Source organism: Arthrobacter sp. B3I4 (genome assembly GCF_030816855.1).
In the GTDB taxonomy this organism is placed as follows: Bacteria; Actinomycetota; Actinomycetes; order Actinomycetales; family Micrococcaceae; genus Arthrobacter.
Window position 1 is genome coordinate 1071032 of sequence record NZ_JAUSYK010000001.1, and the last position, 14903, is coordinate 1085934.

Consider the following 14903-nt stretch of genomic DNA (forward strand, 5'->3'; position numbering starts at 1 on the left):
AGGTGACCCTCAGGACGTAAGGACCGATGTAAAACCGACAATGCGGGGCCCAGGGACCTTAAGTGGCGCAAATGCGGCCTAGAATGTTCGTATGTCTCGTTTTCGCGTTTCTGAAGCCGCCCGGTTCCTGGGTGTCAGTGACGACACCGTGCGCCGCTGGACCGAGAACGGCAGCCTCACGCCGCTCAAGGACGAGTCGGGCCGGCTGGTGGTCGACGGGCTTGAGCTCGCCACGTTGGCCCGCCAACAGGCGAAGCTTCCGGACGACCCCTCGCGTGCCGGCAGTTCCGCACGAAACCGCTTCGTCGGTCTGGTCACCGCCATCACCGCCGACACCGTCATGGCACAGGTGGAGCTGCAGTGCGGGCCGTTCCGGGTGGTCTCGCTGATGAGCAGCGAGGCCGTCCGCGACCTGGGCCTAGAGCTGGGCTCGGTGGCCACCGCCGTCGTCAAAGCCACCACGGTGATCATCGAAAACCCGCACGGAAAGAGCATGCTGTGAACCGGGCCCGGAAGGCCGCGGCCCTGCTGCTCTCCGCAGTCCTCGCGGCGGGTGCCGCCGGCTGCGCGTCGCCCGGTAGAGGTGCCGGCAGCGGTGCCGGCGGGGCGGACGGTTCAGGCCAGAAACTCACCGTGTTCGCCGCCGCCTCACTGAAGGAACCTTTCACAGCGCTGGCCCGGAAGTTCGAAGTCGGCCACCCCGGGTCCAGCGTCGCGCTGAGCTTCGCCGGTTCGGCCGATCTCGCGACACAATTGAGCCAGGGCGCCGCCGCGGACGTGTTCGCTTCCGCGGACCCGGCGAACATGGCCAAGGTCTCCGACGCCGGGCTGGTGAACGGGGCCCCGCAGGACTTCGCCAGCAACGTCCTGGCCATTGCGGTGCCTCCTGCCAACCCGGCCCGGATCGGCTCGTTCGAGGACCTGACCAAGGCGGGGACCCGGGTGGTGGTGTGCGCGCCGCAGGTCCCGTGCGGTGCGGCCGCCAAATCAGTTCAGGAGAAAACCGGCGTGACCCTACAGCCGGTGAGTGAGGAATCCTCCGTGACCGACGTGCTCGGCAAGGTCAGCTCGGGCGAGGCCGACGCCGGACTCGTCTACGTCACCGATGTCCGGAGCGCCGGGACAAAGGTCAAAGGCATTCCCTTCCCCGAGGCGGCCGCCGTCGTCAACCGGTATCCGATCGCCGCGCTGAGGACCGGCCGCGATAAGGACCTCGCGGCCGCCTTCGTCTCGCTGGTCACCGGATCCGAGGGCCGGCAGGTCCTCGCCGACGCCGGCTTCGGGCGCCCGTGACCCGCCACGGCTACAGCGGCATCCCTCGCTGGGTTTTCGCCCTCGCCGCCGCAGGGGCGCTGTTTGTCCTGCTGCCGCTTGCCGCCGTCGCCGCCCGGGTCGACTGGCCGCAATTTCTCCCGCTCGTCACCTCGGAAGCCTCGCTCACCGCCCTTGCACTCAGCCTGCGCACGGCGGCTGCGAGTACCGTGCTCTGCGTGCTCTTCGGTGTCCCGCTGGCCCTGGTGCTGGCCCGCGCCGATTTCCCCGGCCAGCGGCTGCTGCGGTCGCTCGTGCTGCTGCCGCTGGTGCTCCCGCCGGTGGTGGGCGGCATTGCGCTGCTCTACACCTTCGGCCGGCAGGGCCTGTTGGGGCGGAGCCTGGAGCTTGCCGGCATCCAGGTCGCGTTCTCGACGACGGCGGTGGTCCTCGCCCAGACCTTCGTTGCGCTGCCATTCCTCGTGGTGAGCCTCGAAGGTGCCCTGCGCTCCGCCGGAAGCCGGTACGAGGCGGTAGCGGCGACCCTCGGCGCCAGTCCGTCGACCGTGCTGCGCCGTGTCACGGTGCCGCTGGTGCTGCCCGGCCTCGCCTCCGGGGCCGTGCTTTCCTTCGCGCGCAGTCTGGGGGAATTCGGCGCCACTCTCACCTTCGCCGGAAGCCTGCAGGGTGTCACCCGCACGCTGCCGCTGGAGATCTACCTGCAGCGGGAGACCGACGCTGACGCCGCCGTCGCGCTGTCGCTGGTCCTTGTCGCGGTGGCGGTCATCGTCGTCGGGCTCAGCTATCGGGGCCCGGCGCCGGCGCGCCGTTCCGCCGGGGACCCCGCGCCGGCGGCGGCAGGGGCGCTCTCATGACGTTCAAGCTGGAGGCCGCAGTTCCCAGCCGCGGCGTGGACGTGTCGCTGGGTCTGGGCGCCGCCGAGACGGTGGCGGTGCTGGGACCCAACGGAGCCGGGAAATCCACCCTGCTGTCGGTCATCGCCGGCTTGCTCCGGCCGGATTCAGGCCGGGCGGAGATGGACGGCCGCGTTCTTTTCGAGCTGGGGCAGGGACGGCCTACCTGGAGCCCACCGCACCGCCGCGGCACGGCCCTGCTGGCCCAGGAGCCGCTGCTATTCCCGCATCTGACCGCCTTGGAAAACGTTGCCTTCGGACCGCGCAGCGCGGGCGTCCCGCGGACGGAGGCGCGGGACACCGCCCGGCACTGGCTCACCGAGGTCGACGCCGCAGAGCTGGCCGGCCGGCGCCCGGCCGAACTTTCCGGCGGTCAGGCGCAGCGCGTCGCGGTGGCCCGCGCCCTGGCCGCCGGTCCGGACCTGCTGCTGCTGGATGAGCCGATGGCCGCCCTGGACGTCCATGCCGCGCCCCTGCTGCGGCGCCTGCTGAAGAGAGTCCTAGCGGGCCGGCGCGCCATCATCGTCACGCACGACGTCCTGGACGCCTACATGCTGGCCGACCGCGTGATTGTGATGGACGCGGGCCGGATCACCGAGGACGGACCCACCCGAGAGGTGCTCCAGCGGCCCCGCAGCCGCTTCGCCGCCGGACTCGCCGGGCTGAACCTTGTAACCGGCACGGTAACCCCCGCAGGTCTCCAGACCGCATCGGGACGGGAATTCTCCGGCCGGCACGAGGAGCCGCCGGTTCCCGGCCAAGGCGGCGTGGCGGCTTTCCCGCCGTCGTCCGTCTCCGTCTTCCTGACCGAAGCGCACGGCAGTCCGCGCAACTCCTTCCCGGTCACGGTGACGGACCTGGAACCGCACGGCGACCAGATCCGGGTGCGCGCCGGAGAGCTGTCCGCGGACGTCACGCCGGCGGCGTCAGCGGACCTCGGACTGGCCCCGGGAGTGCAGGCGTACTTCGTGGTGAAGGCCGCCGCCGTCTCGATCTACCCGGCGTAGGCCGGTATCTACGGTAACCACGCGGCCGGCTCCGGGGCCTAGGGTGGAGAGGACCGCCGTCCCGAAACCAGGAGGAACCACACGTGCGCAACAGCCCAGAGCTTGGCCAGGGACGGACCGCCCTGGTGGCAGGTGCCAGCGGGATTGCGGGCTCTGCGCTTGTGGCCCTGCTCGCGGAGAGGGGATGGGACGTCCTCGCCTTGTCTAGGAGCGGTGTCGCTCGGCCCGGTGTACGGCCCGTCGGCGCGGACCTGACCTCACCCGAGAGCCTGGCAGCAGCACTGGCCGGGGAGAAACCGACCCATGTGTTCTTCACCGCGTGGTCGCGGCAGGCAACGGAGCGCGAAAACATCGACGTCAACGCCGCGCTGCTGCGGAACCTGCTCGATGCCCTGCAGGGCAGCCCGGTGGAACACGTCGCCCTGATGACGGGGCTGAAGCACTACCTGGGCCCGTTCGAAGCGTATGCCGCCGGTGAAATGCCCGATACGCCCTTCCACGAGGAAGAGCCCCGGCTGCCGGCTCCCAACTTCTACTATGCCCAGGAGGACGAACTGTGGGCCGCGGCGGAACGCCAGGGTTTTACCTGGTCAGTTCACCGCGCCCACACCGTAATCGGCCACGCGGTGGGCAACGCCATGAACATGGGACTCACCCTCGCCGTGCAGGCGTCTCTCTGCAAGGAGTTGAACAAACCGTTCATCTTCCCCGGCTCGGAGACCCAATGGAACAGCCTCACGGACATGACCGACAGCGGGCTGCTGGCCGAACACATGCAGTGGGCGGCCACGGCCGGTCAGGCGGGAAACCAGGCCTACAACATCGTCAACGGCGACGTCTTCCGGTGGCGCTGGATGTGGCCGCGGCTTGCCGCCTACTTCGGGCTCGAAGCCGTCGGTTTCGAGAACGAGCCCCGCCCGCTGGAAGAGCAGATGCAGGGCATGGAGACGGTGTGGGCCGACCTGGCGGCCCGCCACGGCCTTGCTGAACGGGACCTGGGCCGCGTCTCGTCGTGGTGGCACACCGACGGCGACCTGGGCCGCAACATCGAGGTCCTGGCGGACATGAGCAAGAGCCGCCTCGCGGGCTTCACCGGGTACCGGCGGACGCTGGACTCCTTCACGGGGCTGTTCGACAGGCTCCGGGCTGACCGGCTGATTCCCTGAGCCGCCCGGCCTAATGCTTATTCCTGCCGTTCCTGTTCCGGACCGGGTGCCGGCTGACAATCGAAACCCGGTTGAACGCGTTCATGGTGATTGCGAGCCAGCTGACCGCGGAGAACTCGGCGTCGTTGAGATGCTTTCTGGCCTGGCGGCCCTCGCGCTCGCGGGACGGCTGGTCCGCGATGTTCGTGATTGCCTCGGCCAGAGTCAGGGCGGCACGCTCCTTCTCGGTGAAGAGCTCCGTCTCCCGCCAGGCCGGCAGCACGGCTAAACGCTGCGGCGATTCGCCATTCTGGACGGCATCGCCGACGTGCAGGTCCAGGCAGTAGGCGCATCCGTTGATCTGGGAGATGCGCACGTTAAGCAGTTCGATCAGTGTCTCGTCCAGCCCGGCCTCCAGGGCTGACTCCTTGGCTTTCAGCCCGAGCCCGTTGAGCGCCCGCCACGCTGCAGGGTGTTCTTTGTCTAGGAAAACGCTGCGGGGGCTGTGCCCTGGTCCCGAAATCTCATCCATAACTCCCAGACTACCGACAACTTTTTCGTCGCTACGCCGTGTGATGTGACAAATCTGTCACGCGTATGACATTGTTTACCCATAGCCATACTTCGATCCGGTGGTCGGTTCCTTGGGGGAACCGTCCGCCGGATCGCTTACTTTGTCAGCCGTGTTGCCGATTTGGCGGGCAACCACGCAAGAGGGCATCCGCGTAGTCTTGATGGATGAAGGACACAGTCAATTCCACCGCCACCTTCGAGGGCCAGTTCGCACGTGATTTTGCGGAGCTGGCCATTCCCTGGCGAGCCGAGGAGGCCCCGGACCCGCGGCTGTTGGTGCTCAACGAGCCCCTCGCCGTGGACCTTGGCCTTGATCCTGACTACCTCCGCAGTCCGGAGGGCACGCTTCTGCTGATCGGGAACGGACTGCCCGACGGCGCCACGCCAGTAGCGCAGGCCTACGCCGGCCACCAGTTCGGTTGGTACGCGCCCCGTCTGGGCGACGGCCGCGCGCTGCTGCTCGGGGAGCTCACCCACGCCGACGGGCGGCTGCGCGATGTCCACCTCAAGGGCTCAGGGCGCACTCCGTTCGCCCGCGGTGGTGACGGCCGGGCAGTCGTCGGCCCGATGCTGCGTGAATACATCGTGAGCGAGAGCATGCACGCCCTTGGCGTGCCCACCACGCGGTCCCTCGCCGTCGTGGCGACGGGGCGCCCAGTGCAGCGCGACACCGTCCTGCCGGGCGCGGTTTTAACCCGCGTGGCCAGCAGCCACCTGCGGGTGGGCAGTTTCCAGTACGCCCGGGCCACCGGCGACATCGATTTGCTGCGCCGGCTTGCCGACTATGCCATCAGCCGCCACCACCCCGCCGCGGCAGAGGCGGAGAACCGGTACCTGGCACTCTTTGAGGCGGTCGTGGAAGCCCAGGCGTCCCTGCTGGCCCGGTGGATGCTGGTGGGCTTCGTCCATGGGGTCATGAACACGGACAACATGACCATCTCCGGCGAGACGATCGACTACGGGCCGTGTGCGTTCATGGACGCGTTCGATCCCGCGGCCTCCTTCAGCTCCATCGACGAGACCGGCCGCTATGCCTACCGCAACCAGCCGCCGGTCGCGGAGTGGAACCTTGCCCGGCTGGCGGAGACGCTCCTCCCGCTCATCCATGATGACCAGGACAAGGCGGCGGAACTGGCGGTGGAGGCTCTTGGCGGGTTCCGGCCGCAGTACAGCGCCGCCTGGGCGGCAGGCATGAAGGCCAAAATCGGGCTTCGGGGCGTGAAAGACGACGCCGCCTCGCCCCTCGTCGACGAGCTTCTGGCCCTCCTGCAAGCGGCGCGCGCGGACTACACCTCGTTTTTCCGGGCCCTGGCCCAGGCGGCCCGGGGCCGGCGGGAGTCTGCGCGGAACATGGTTGCCGACGCGGCCGCCTTCGAATCCTGGGCCGAGCGGTGGTGCGCCCTGGAGCCCGACGCCGATGCGATGGACCGGGTGAACCCCGTCTATATACCTCGGAACCATCTGGTGGAGGAGGCCCTCGCGGCCGGCACCGACGGTGATGTGGGCCCGCTCGGCAGGCTGATGGAAGCGGTCTCCAGCCCCTTCGATGAGCGCCCTGGTCTGGAGCGGTATGCCGAACCCGGTCCGGAAGACACCGCCTATCGAACGTTCTGCGGCACCTGACTGCCGGTCCGCGTCGCAGGGCATCGTTGATCGGCGTCCCGCGGTGAACTGCGCCGGGCTGGGCGCCCCTAGACAGCAGTTTCGCCGTGGGCAAACATGGAGCCAAAGCGACGCAATCCAAAGTTGAGCGGGCTAGACTCAACTCTGACGACAGTATTATCCCCGGAAGGAGCTCTCTTTGGACGCCAAATTCACCACCAAGAGCCAGGAGGCGCTTTCGGCAGCTGCCATGAACGCCTCGACGGCCGGAAACCCGCAGCTGGAACCGGCCCACCTGCTCAAGGCGCTCATGGACCAGCGGGAAGGCGTCGCCGTCGCACTGCTCCGGGCCACCGGCACCGATCCGGACGCCGTCAGCGTCCAGGCGAGCTCCGCGATCAAGGCCCTGCCGGCGACGTCGGGCAGCTCTGTGCAGCAGGCGCAGTTGTCCCGTACCGCCATGCAAGCCATCAAGAACGCCCAGAATGAAGCAGAACGGCTCGGGGACTCCTTCGTCTCGACCGAGCATCTGCTGCTGGGCCTCGCCTCCGGCAGCGACGGCGTCGGCCGGCTCCTGCGCGAGGCGGGCGCCTCCCACGAGGCGCTGCTCGCGGCACTGCCCGGGGTCCGCGGCGACCGCAAGGTGGACAACGCCGACCCGGAAAACACCTTCCAGTCGCTGGAGAAGTTCGGCACCGACCTGACCGCGATCGCGCGTTCCGGCAAGCTGGACCCCGTGATCGGGCGCGACGCCGAGATCCGCCGCGTCATCCAGGTCCTCAGCCGCCGCACCAAGAACAACCCGGTGATCATCGGCGAGCCCGGCGTCGGCAAGACCGCCGTCGTCGAAGGCTTGGCCCAGCGCATCGTGGCCGGCGACGTGCCCGAGAGCCTGCGCGGCAAGACCCTGATCGCTCTGGACCTGGCCTCGATGGTCGCCGGTGCCAAGTACCGCGGCGAATTCGAGGAACGGCTCAAGGCCGTGCTCGAGGAAATCAAGAACTCCGAGGGCCAGATCGTCACCTTCATCGACGAGCTGCACACGGTGGTGGGGGCCGGGGCCTCCGGAGACAGCTCAATGGATGCGGGAAACATGCTCAAGCCGATGCTCGCCCGCGGGGAACTCCGGCTGATCGGTGCCACCACGCTCGACGAGTACCGCGAGAACATCGAAAAAGACCCTGCCCTGGAGCGCCGCTTCCAGCAGGTCTTCGTCGGTGAACCCAGCGTGGACGACACCATCGGCATCCTGCGCGGCCTGAAGGAACGCTACGAGGCCCACCACAAGGTCTCCATCTCGGACTCCGCCCTGGTGGCCGCCGCAACCCTCTCCAACCGCTACATCTCCGGCCGGCAGTTGCCGGACAAGGCGATCGACCTGGTGGATGAGGCAGCGTCGCGGCTGCGGATGGAGATCGACTCCGCACCGGAAGAAATTGATCAGCTGCGCCGCCAGGTGGACCGGCTGACCATGGAGGAACTCGCCCTGGCCGGGGAGACCGACCCCGCCTCGGTGGAACGGCTCGCGGCTCTCCGCTCGGACATGGCGGACAAGAAAGAAGAACTCGCGGCCCTGAACGCCCGCTGGGAGGCCGAAAAGGCTGGTCTGAACCGGGTGGGTGACCTCCGGGCCAAGCTCGACGAGCTCCGCTCGACCGCCGACAAGGCCCAGCGTGAAGGCGACCTTGAGGTTGCCTCAAGGATCCTTTACGGCGAAATTCCGGCCCTGGAACGCGAGCTCAAAGCCGCCGCCGAGGCCGAGGCAGCGGCGCCGGACAAGTCGCGGCAGATGGTGGCCGACGAGGTCACGGCCGACGACATCGCCGAAGTCATTTCCGCCTGGACCGGCATCCCGGCCGGGCGCATGCTGCAGGGCGAGAGCCAGAAACTGCTGGAGATGGAACACGTCCTGGGTGAACGGCTGATCGGCCAGACCAAGGCCGTCACCGCCGTATCCGACGCCGTCCGCCGCGCCCGCGCCGGCATCAGCGACCCCAACCGGCCCACCGGATCCTTCCTGTTCCTGGGCCCCACCGGCGTCGGCAAAACCGAACTGGCCAAGTCGCTCGCCGACTTCCTCTTCGACGACGAACGCGCCATGGTGCGGATCGACATGTCCGAGTACTCGGAGAAGCACTCCGTGGCCCGGCTCGTCGGTGCACCTCCGGGCTACGTGGGCTACGAGGAGGGCGGCCAGCTGACCGAAGCCGTCCGCCGTCGTCCGTATTCCGTGCTGCTTCTGGACGAAGTGGAGAAGGCGCACCCGGAAGTCTTCGACATCCTGCTGCAGGTGCTCGACGACGGCCGCCTCACCGACGGGCAGGGCCGGACCGTGGACTTCCGCAACGTCATCCTGGTTCTGACCTCGAATTTGGGCAGCCAGTTCCTGGTGGACCCGAACCTGGACGCCGCGGCGAAGCGGGACGCCGTGATGGCCACCGTGCACGCCTCCTTCAAGCCGGAGTTCCTGAACCGGCTCGACGAGGTGGTGCTCTTCGACCCGCTGAGCGTCGAGGAACTCGCCCATATCGTGGAACTGCAGGTCAAGGAACTTGGCGAACGGCTCAAGGGCCGCCGGCTCAACCTGGAGGTCACGGAGGGCGCCCGAGCCTGGCTCGCTGTCACCGGCTACGACCCGGCCTACGGCGCCCGCCCGCTGCGCCGCCTGGTGCAACGCGAAATCGGCGACCGGCTGGCCAAGGCGATCCTCGCCGGGGAGATTGCCGACGGCGACACCGTCCTGGTCGACACCGCCCCGGACCTGATGGAACTCACCATGGGCGGCTCCGACGTCTCCGCCAGGCCCGACGGCGGCGCCGCCTCCAGGAGCGGCGGACTTTCCGTCCGCCGCAAGGGCTGAACTAGGGGAGCAGTGATTCCTTGATGATGTTTCCGCCGTCGGCGGCTACATAGCAGTCCACCCGACGGTCGCCGGTACCCCAGCTGGAGGAGCTGGGGTTACGCCAGCTTGTAGTTGAGCGTGTAGCCGCTGGACTTCTCGGTCAGGGTTGCGCCCTTGCAGGCGTCAAGCGCCCGTTGTTTCAGGGGATCGCGGCCCGGGTAGGTGTCCGAGGCGGCATACGACTGGACCGCCACCAGCTGCGCTGAATGCCCGGCGTCGCAGGCCACCACGGTGGAAGTCGCGGCGTTCGGGTCAAAATCCTTGAAGCAGTCGCCCAGCCGGAAGTCCAGCGGGCTCACGCCCTCCAGGGGCAGCGGCCCGCGGTCCGCGGGGGCGGACGAGGCGCCGGCCGCCGGCGTGCGCGAACTCTCGGCGGAGTCCTGGCCGGCGGATCCCAGCGAGGTCAGCCACCACATCAGCAGGGCCAGCACGACGACGGCGGCCAGCGCGGCGGCGATCTTCGCCGGGCCCAGCCGCTGCGCGCCCGCCTGCGCGCCCGCCAGCGCGGTGCTGCCCAGCGAGCGGGCCCGCGGCCCAAGCTGCGCAGCCCTGAGCTGGGCTGTGCGGGCGGCAAGCTGTTTGCGGAGCTGCTCTGCGCCGGGCATGGACCGGCCCGCGGCTGTGTTCGAAGCCTTCTCGGCGGGCTGTCCGTCGGGGGCGGCCGCCGGCGTCGTCCGGTTCTTGGTTCGCGTGGCGCTCCGGCGCGAGGCGGGTGTTTCCGGCTCCGGTGCGGCTGGGGGTGGGGCTGGGGCTGCCACGACCGGCACGGCCGAGGTGGGCGGCGCCGAGGGCCGTGGCGGGATGCGGACAGGAGGTATGCGTACCGGCGCCTCGCCGGATCCGTCCGTGGGGGCAGCGCCAGGCATCCCGGCATCGCCGCGCCTGACGTTCACGTCGCTCACCGGTTTTTCGGTCACTCGGGAATCCACCTCTTCAGTGCGTCAGGCCGGGCAGGAGGTCCGGCTTGGGCTCCGTCTCCGGGAACCCAAGATGAGACTCTATCGAAGAAGCCCGCCTGCCCGCATTTGGGCGGGCCGCCGGCGGCACGGTCTGGCCCTGTCAGAAACCGTCACGTCGGGCTCGGGAGGCCGGGCCGAGGAGCCGGAGCGTGCCTGGATGGTCCACACTGTCCCCAGCGGTCCGGGCCGGCGCGCAGTCGGAGCCGAAAGCATGTAATCTAGGTGTACGACAAATTGACCAAACATTCCGGGGCCTCACTAACGCCAATGGTGACCACCTCCGGTCCGAGTACAAAGGGGGTCACGCCATGGGGCGCGGCCGTCAAAAGGCAAAAGCTACCAAGCAGGCTCGGGACATCAAGTACTACTCCCCGAATACTGACTACACAGCCCTTCAGCGTGAGTTGAAGAGCTCTGAGGTCCGTGCGCCGAGTCGTTTCTCGAGTGAGCCTGTAGAGCCGGATTATTCGGCCTACGTGGATAAGTACGCGGACGATTTGGAAGACGACGACGACGGGGTAGGTACCCGCCGCATCGGTTAGTCGGTCCTCTTCCGGCGGTCCTTTCCAGGAAGGGCGCCGGCCATGTTTTTCAGGCCCGTCGGCCACGACCCTTACGGGGCGTGGCCGGCGGTTTTTTGTGTTTGCCCACAAGGTGCCGTCCGCCTCCGGCTGCGTCCCGGCAATTGCCGTGCCCTGCCGCCGCTGATCGGTTGCTGAGGCCCCCGGGCCCGGCTACCGTGGACCTTGCCGGGACGTCCGGCAGCGGCGCACGGGGAGGGCTTCCATGGCCATTCGTTCCGGCTTTTCCGAAGGTGAGGTCTGCTGGGCGGACCTGCAGACCGCGGATGTGGCAGCCGCCAAGGAGTTCTACTCGGCACTCTTCGGCTGGCGCTACGAGGATGAGCCAACCCCGGACGGGCGAAGCTACTCCAAGGCCTTCCTGGGCTCGGAACTGGTGACTGTCATTGCGCCGCAGAACACTCAGCAGTTGGACGCCGCAACTCCGGGCCGGTGGAACGTCTATTTCGCCGCTGCCGATGCCGCTGCCCTTGCCGCTGATGTGCCGCACGCCGGTGGGACGCTGGACTTTGGTCCGGAGGCGGTCGGTGACACCGGCGTGATGGTCTTCCTGACTCCGCCGGGAGGAGGAACCACCGGCGTCTGGCAGCAGGGCTCCCACTTCGGTGCCGCCCGCACCGAGGAGCCCGGGGCGCTGGCCTGGGTGGAGCTTCTCACTCCCGAGCCGCGGGCCGCCGTCGGCTTCTTCCAGACTTTGTTTGGCCACGATGTGACCGAATATCCGCAGGACGACGGCGGAACGTACACGACGTTAGTGGTGGGCGGTACCGAAGTGGCGGGCATCGCCACCGTGCCCGAAGCCGAAGCCAACCTTGAACCGGGCTGGCAGGTGTATTTCGGTGTCCCCAGCGTGGCCGAAGCCGTCGCGGCGGCGCGGGCAGCCGGCGGCGTGGTCCTGGTCGAACCGGAGGACATCGAAGAAGCCGGAACCATCGCCACCCTCCGGGACCCGCAGGGCGGCGTCTTCAGCCTGCTGGAGGTCTAACCCGGCCGAGTGCTCCCCGCCAACAGATCGGGAGCCGGCGGGAGCACTCGATCGATGGGCCGGGCACTCGATGACGCTAGGCGTAGGCGTTGACCATCCGGACGGCGCCGCCGTCGACGCCCTTGGCGCCCTGGACGTAATCCGGGCCGCTCTTGACGACCGAATCGGAGTTTTCCCCGACGGTGCCCATGATCCACGAGGGCAGGCCGCGGGCATTCAGGTGGTCCACCGCGGCGTCGGCGGCTTCCGGGGAGACGATGGCGACCATGCCGACGCCGACGTTGAGGGTGCGTTCCAAGTCGGGGAGCGGGACGTTGCCCAGTTCGGAGACCAGCTTGAAGATGGCGGGCAGTTCCCAGCTGGCGCGGTCGACGGTGGCGAGCAGGCCCTGCGGCAGCACGCGGGCGAGGTTCGCGGCCAGCCCGCCGCCGGTGACGTGGCTGAAGCCGCGGACGGCCCGGCCGGCAGCGGAACCGTTGACCGGGAAGGCGCGGGCCAGGTCCAGGCAGTCCGCGGCGTACACGCGGGTGGGTTCGAGGAGTTCCTCGCCCAGGGTACGGTCGAATTCGGAGACGTGCCGGTCCAGGGCCCAGCCGGCGTGGTTGACCACCCGGCGGACCAGAGAGTAGCCGTTGGAGTGCAGGCCGGAGGAAGCCATGCCGATCACCACATCGCCGGCGCGGACGCGGTCCGGGCCGAGCAGGGAGTCGGCCTCGACGACGCCCGTGGCGGCCCCGGCGACGTCGTACTCGTGTTCGCCCAGCAGGCCCGGGTGCTCGGCGGTTTCGCCGCCCACCAAAGCGGTCCCGGCGACCGAGCAGGCGGCCGCGATGCCCCGGACAATGTCCGCGATGCGCTCCGGAACCACCTTGCCGCAGGCGATGTAGTCGGTCATGTAGAGCGGTTCGGCGCCCACCACGACGATGTCGTCCACCACCATGCCCACCAGGTCAAAGCCGATGGTGTCGTGGATGTCCATGGCCTGCGCAATCGCGACCTTGGTGCCCACGCCGTCAGTCGACGTCGCCAGCAGCGGCCGCTTGTAGGTCAGCAGCTTCGACACGTCGTACAGGCCGGCGAAACCGCCGACGCCGCCGATTACCGAGGAATTGTGGGTCGCCTTGACGGCGTCCTTCATGAGTTCGACGGCGCGGTCGCCCGCTTCGACGTCGACGCCGGCGGAAGCGTAGGTGATGCCGGTGCTCCCGGCGTCGTTCATGTCAGCGGCCGGGGAGGCGGAAGTCATACTGGCTCTTTCTTGTCGGCGCCGGGGGTAGTGGCTTCGTGGTGGATCTCGGGCACAAGGTCGGCCTCGGTGAGCAGTTCCTCGAACTCGGAGTCAGGACCGGGATCGCAGCCGGTGGCACCGGCTTTCTCGGCCGGGTCGGTCTGCGGCGAGATGGCATCGGCGCCGGCGGCATCAACGGCAACCGGAGCACCCGCAGGGGCCGGGGTTGCGGGCAGGCCGCCGAGGTCCGTGCGCTCCAGCAGGTTCTTGCCGAGCTTGTCCGCCGTGGGCAGTTCGATGGGGTACTTGCCGGTGAAGCACGCGGTGCAGAGCCGCTCGCGCGGCTGGCGGGTGGCTTCGATCATGCCGTCTTCGGAGATGTAGGCGAGGGAATCCGCGCCGATGGCCTGCGTGATTTCCTCGATGGTGGCGCCGTTGGCGATCAGTTCCGCACGGGAGGCGAAGTCGATGCCGTAGAAGCACGGCCACTTGACCGGCGGGGAGGAGATCTTGATGTGCACGCTCGCAGCGCCGGCCTCGCGGAGCATCCGCACGATGGCGCGCTGGGTGTTGCCGCGGACGATAGAGTCGTCCACCACCACGACGCGCTTGCCGCGGATCACGGACTCCAGCGCGTTGAGTTTGAGCCGGATGCCGAGCTGGCGCAGCGTCTGCGAGGGCTGGATGAAGGTCCGGCCCACATACGCGTTCTTGACGAAGCCGTGCGCGAACGGGATGCCCGATTCCTCGGCGTAGCCGACGGCGGCGGGGGTGCCGGATTCCGGCACCGGAATGACGATGTCCGCTTCCTGGGTGTTCTCCCGGGCGAGCTGCCGGCCCATTTCCACGCGGGACTCGTACACCGAGCGGCCGGCGATGGAAGCATCCGGGCGGGCGAGGTAGACGTACTCGAAGACGCAGCCGGCCGGCGTCGCCTCGGCGAAGCGCTGCGAACGGACGCCGTCCTCGTCGATCGCGATGAATTCGCCCGGTTCAATCTCGCGGATGAAACTCGCCCCGACAGTGGCGAGGGCGGACTGCTCGGAGGCGACCACCCAGCCGCGCTCCAGCCGGCCCAGCACCAGCGGGCGGATGCCGTAGGTGTCGCGGGCAGCGTAGAGGGTCCCTTCGTCCATGAAGACAAAGCAGAAGCCGCCCTTGATCTTGGGCAGCAGTTCCATGGCGGTCTGCTCGAGGGACACTCCCTCCTCGCCCTGCAGCAGCGCGGTGACCAGGGCGGTGTCGGAGGTGTTGCCCTGCTTCAGCTCCCCGGTCAGCTGAGCGTCTTTGCGGGCCACGATCATGGCTTTGAGCTCGGCGGTGTTGGTCAGGTTGCCGTTGTGTGCCAGCGCGACCGTGCCGGTGGCGGTGGCGCCGAGGGTGGGCTGGGCGTTGGCCCAGTGGCTCGCGCCGGTGGTGGAGTATCGGCAGTGGCCGACGGCGAGATGGCCGGTCAGGGTGTTCAGCGTGGTCTCGTCAAAGACCTGCGACACCAGGCCCATGTCCTTGTAGACGTTGATCCGCTTGCCGTCGCTGGTGGCAATACCAGCCGACTCCTGACCCCGGTGCTGCAGCGCGTACAGCCCGTAGTAGGTGAGTTTTGCTACTTCTTCGCCGGGAGCCCAGACGCCGAAGACGCCACATGCGTCCTGCGGGCCTTTTTCGCCAGAGAGAAGATCATGAGTGAGTTTTCCATCGCCGCGTGCCACTGGTCGATTATCTCACGTTGCGTGCAGGGTCTGTCCCGACGACTGCT

The 14903-nt window shown here is 68.5% G+C and carries 13 protein-coding genes; 9 read left to right on the forward strand and 4 right to left on the reverse strand.

Annotation, left to right across the window (positions count from 1 at the left end; genetic code table 11):
* Positions 1–91 precede the first annotated feature (91 nt).
* The 5 genes from QFZ61_RS05020 (at position 92) to QFZ61_RS05040 (ending at position 4338) form a co-directional block, all read left to right on the forward strand.
* Positions 92–502 (forward strand): molybdopterin-binding protein, encoded by a 411-nt coding sequence (locus QFZ61_RS05020; protein WP_307033872.1) that lies wholly within the window; start codon positions 92–94, stop codon positions 500–502.
* Positions 499–1293: a molybdate ABC transporter substrate-binding protein gene (gene modA, locus QFZ61_RS05025; protein WP_307033875.1), complete on the forward strand. Its 795-nt coding sequence runs from the start codon at positions 499–501 to the stop codon at positions 1291–1293. Before QFZ61_RS05020 ends, modA begins: the two co-directional genes overlap by 4 nt.
* Positions 1290–2126, forward strand: coding sequence for an ABC transporter permease (locus tag QFZ61_RS05030; protein WP_307033878.1), 837 nt, complete (start codon positions 1290–1292; stop codon positions 2124–2126). The genes modA and QFZ61_RS05030 overlap by 4 nt, the downstream gene beginning before the upstream one ends.
* The gene (locus QFZ61_RS05035; protein ID WP_307033880.1) at positions 2123–3172 is read left to right on the forward strand and encodes a sulfate/molybdate ABC transporter ATP-binding protein; all 1050 of its coding nucleotides are present in this window, start codon (positions 2123–2125) and stop codon (positions 3170–3172) included. Before QFZ61_RS05030 ends, QFZ61_RS05035 begins: the two co-directional genes overlap by 4 nt.
* 83 nt (positions 3173–3255) lie before the next feature.
* The gene (locus tag QFZ61_RS05040; RefSeq protein ID WP_307033882.1) at positions 3256–4338 is read left to right on the forward strand and encodes an SDR family oxidoreductase; all 1083 of its coding nucleotides are present in this window, start codon (positions 3256–3258) and stop codon (positions 4336–4338) included.
* 10 nt (positions 4339–4348) lie between these two features.
* Here the strand turns inward: QFZ61_RS05040 and QFZ61_RS05045 are convergent, their stop codons facing one another.
* A complete protein-coding gene (locus tag QFZ61_RS05045) occupies positions 4349–4849 on the reverse strand; it encodes a carboxymuconolactone decarboxylase family protein (RefSeq protein ID WP_307033884.1) in 501 nt (166 codons plus the stop codon).
* A gap of 206 nt (positions 4850–5055) precedes the next feature.
* Between QFZ61_RS05045 and QFZ61_RS05050 the strand changes: the two genes are divergently transcribed.
* Both QFZ61_RS05050 and clpB read left to right on the forward strand, forming a co-directional pair.
* Positions 5056–6513: a YdiU family protein gene (locus tag QFZ61_RS05050; protein WP_307033886.1), complete on the forward strand. Its 1458-nt coding sequence runs from the start codon at positions 5056–5058 to the stop codon at positions 6511–6513.
* Positions 6514–6691: 178 nt separating this feature from the next.
* Positions 6692–9352, forward strand: a complete 2661-nt coding sequence (gene clpB / locus QFZ61_RS05055; RefSeq protein WP_307033888.1) for an ATP-dependent chaperone ClpB — start codon at positions 6692–6694, stop codon at positions 9350–9352.
* Between the two features lie 98 nt (positions 9353–9450).
* On the opposite strand, the gene QFZ61_RS05060 is transcribed toward clpB, so the two are convergent.
* A complete protein-coding gene (locus QFZ61_RS05060; protein WP_307033890.1) occupies positions 9451–10311 on the reverse strand; it encodes a hypothetical protein in 861 nt (286 codons plus the stop codon).
* A gap of 350 nt (positions 10312–10661) precedes the next feature.
* On the opposite strand from QFZ61_RS05060, the gene QFZ61_RS05065 reads away from it, so the two are divergent.
* On the forward strand, positions 10662–10895 hold the full coding sequence (locus tag QFZ61_RS05065; RefSeq protein WP_307033892.1) for a DUF3073 domain-containing protein: 234 nt from the start codon (positions 10662–10664) through the stop codon (positions 10893–10895).
* Between the two features lie 244 nt (positions 10896–11139).
* Complete coding sequence (locus tag QFZ61_RS05070; RefSeq protein WP_307033895.1) at positions 11140–11919, forward strand: VOC family protein; 780 nt, start codon at positions 11140–11142, stop codon at positions 11917–11919.
* A gap of 76 nt (positions 11920–11995) precedes the next feature.
* Here the strand turns inward: QFZ61_RS05070 and purM are convergent, their stop codons facing one another.
* A complete protein-coding gene (purM, locus tag QFZ61_RS05075) occupies positions 11996–13165 on the reverse strand; it encodes a phosphoribosylformylglycinamidine cyclo-ligase (RefSeq protein WP_307033897.1) in 1170 nt (389 codons plus the stop codon).
* Positions 13162–14856: an amidophosphoribosyltransferase gene (gene purF / locus QFZ61_RS05080; RefSeq protein ID WP_307033899.1), complete on the reverse strand. Its 1695-nt coding sequence runs from the start codon at positions 14854–14856 to the stop codon at positions 13162–13164. The genes purM and purF overlap by 4 nt, the downstream gene beginning before the upstream one ends.
* Positions 14857–14903: the final 47 nt, after the last annotated feature.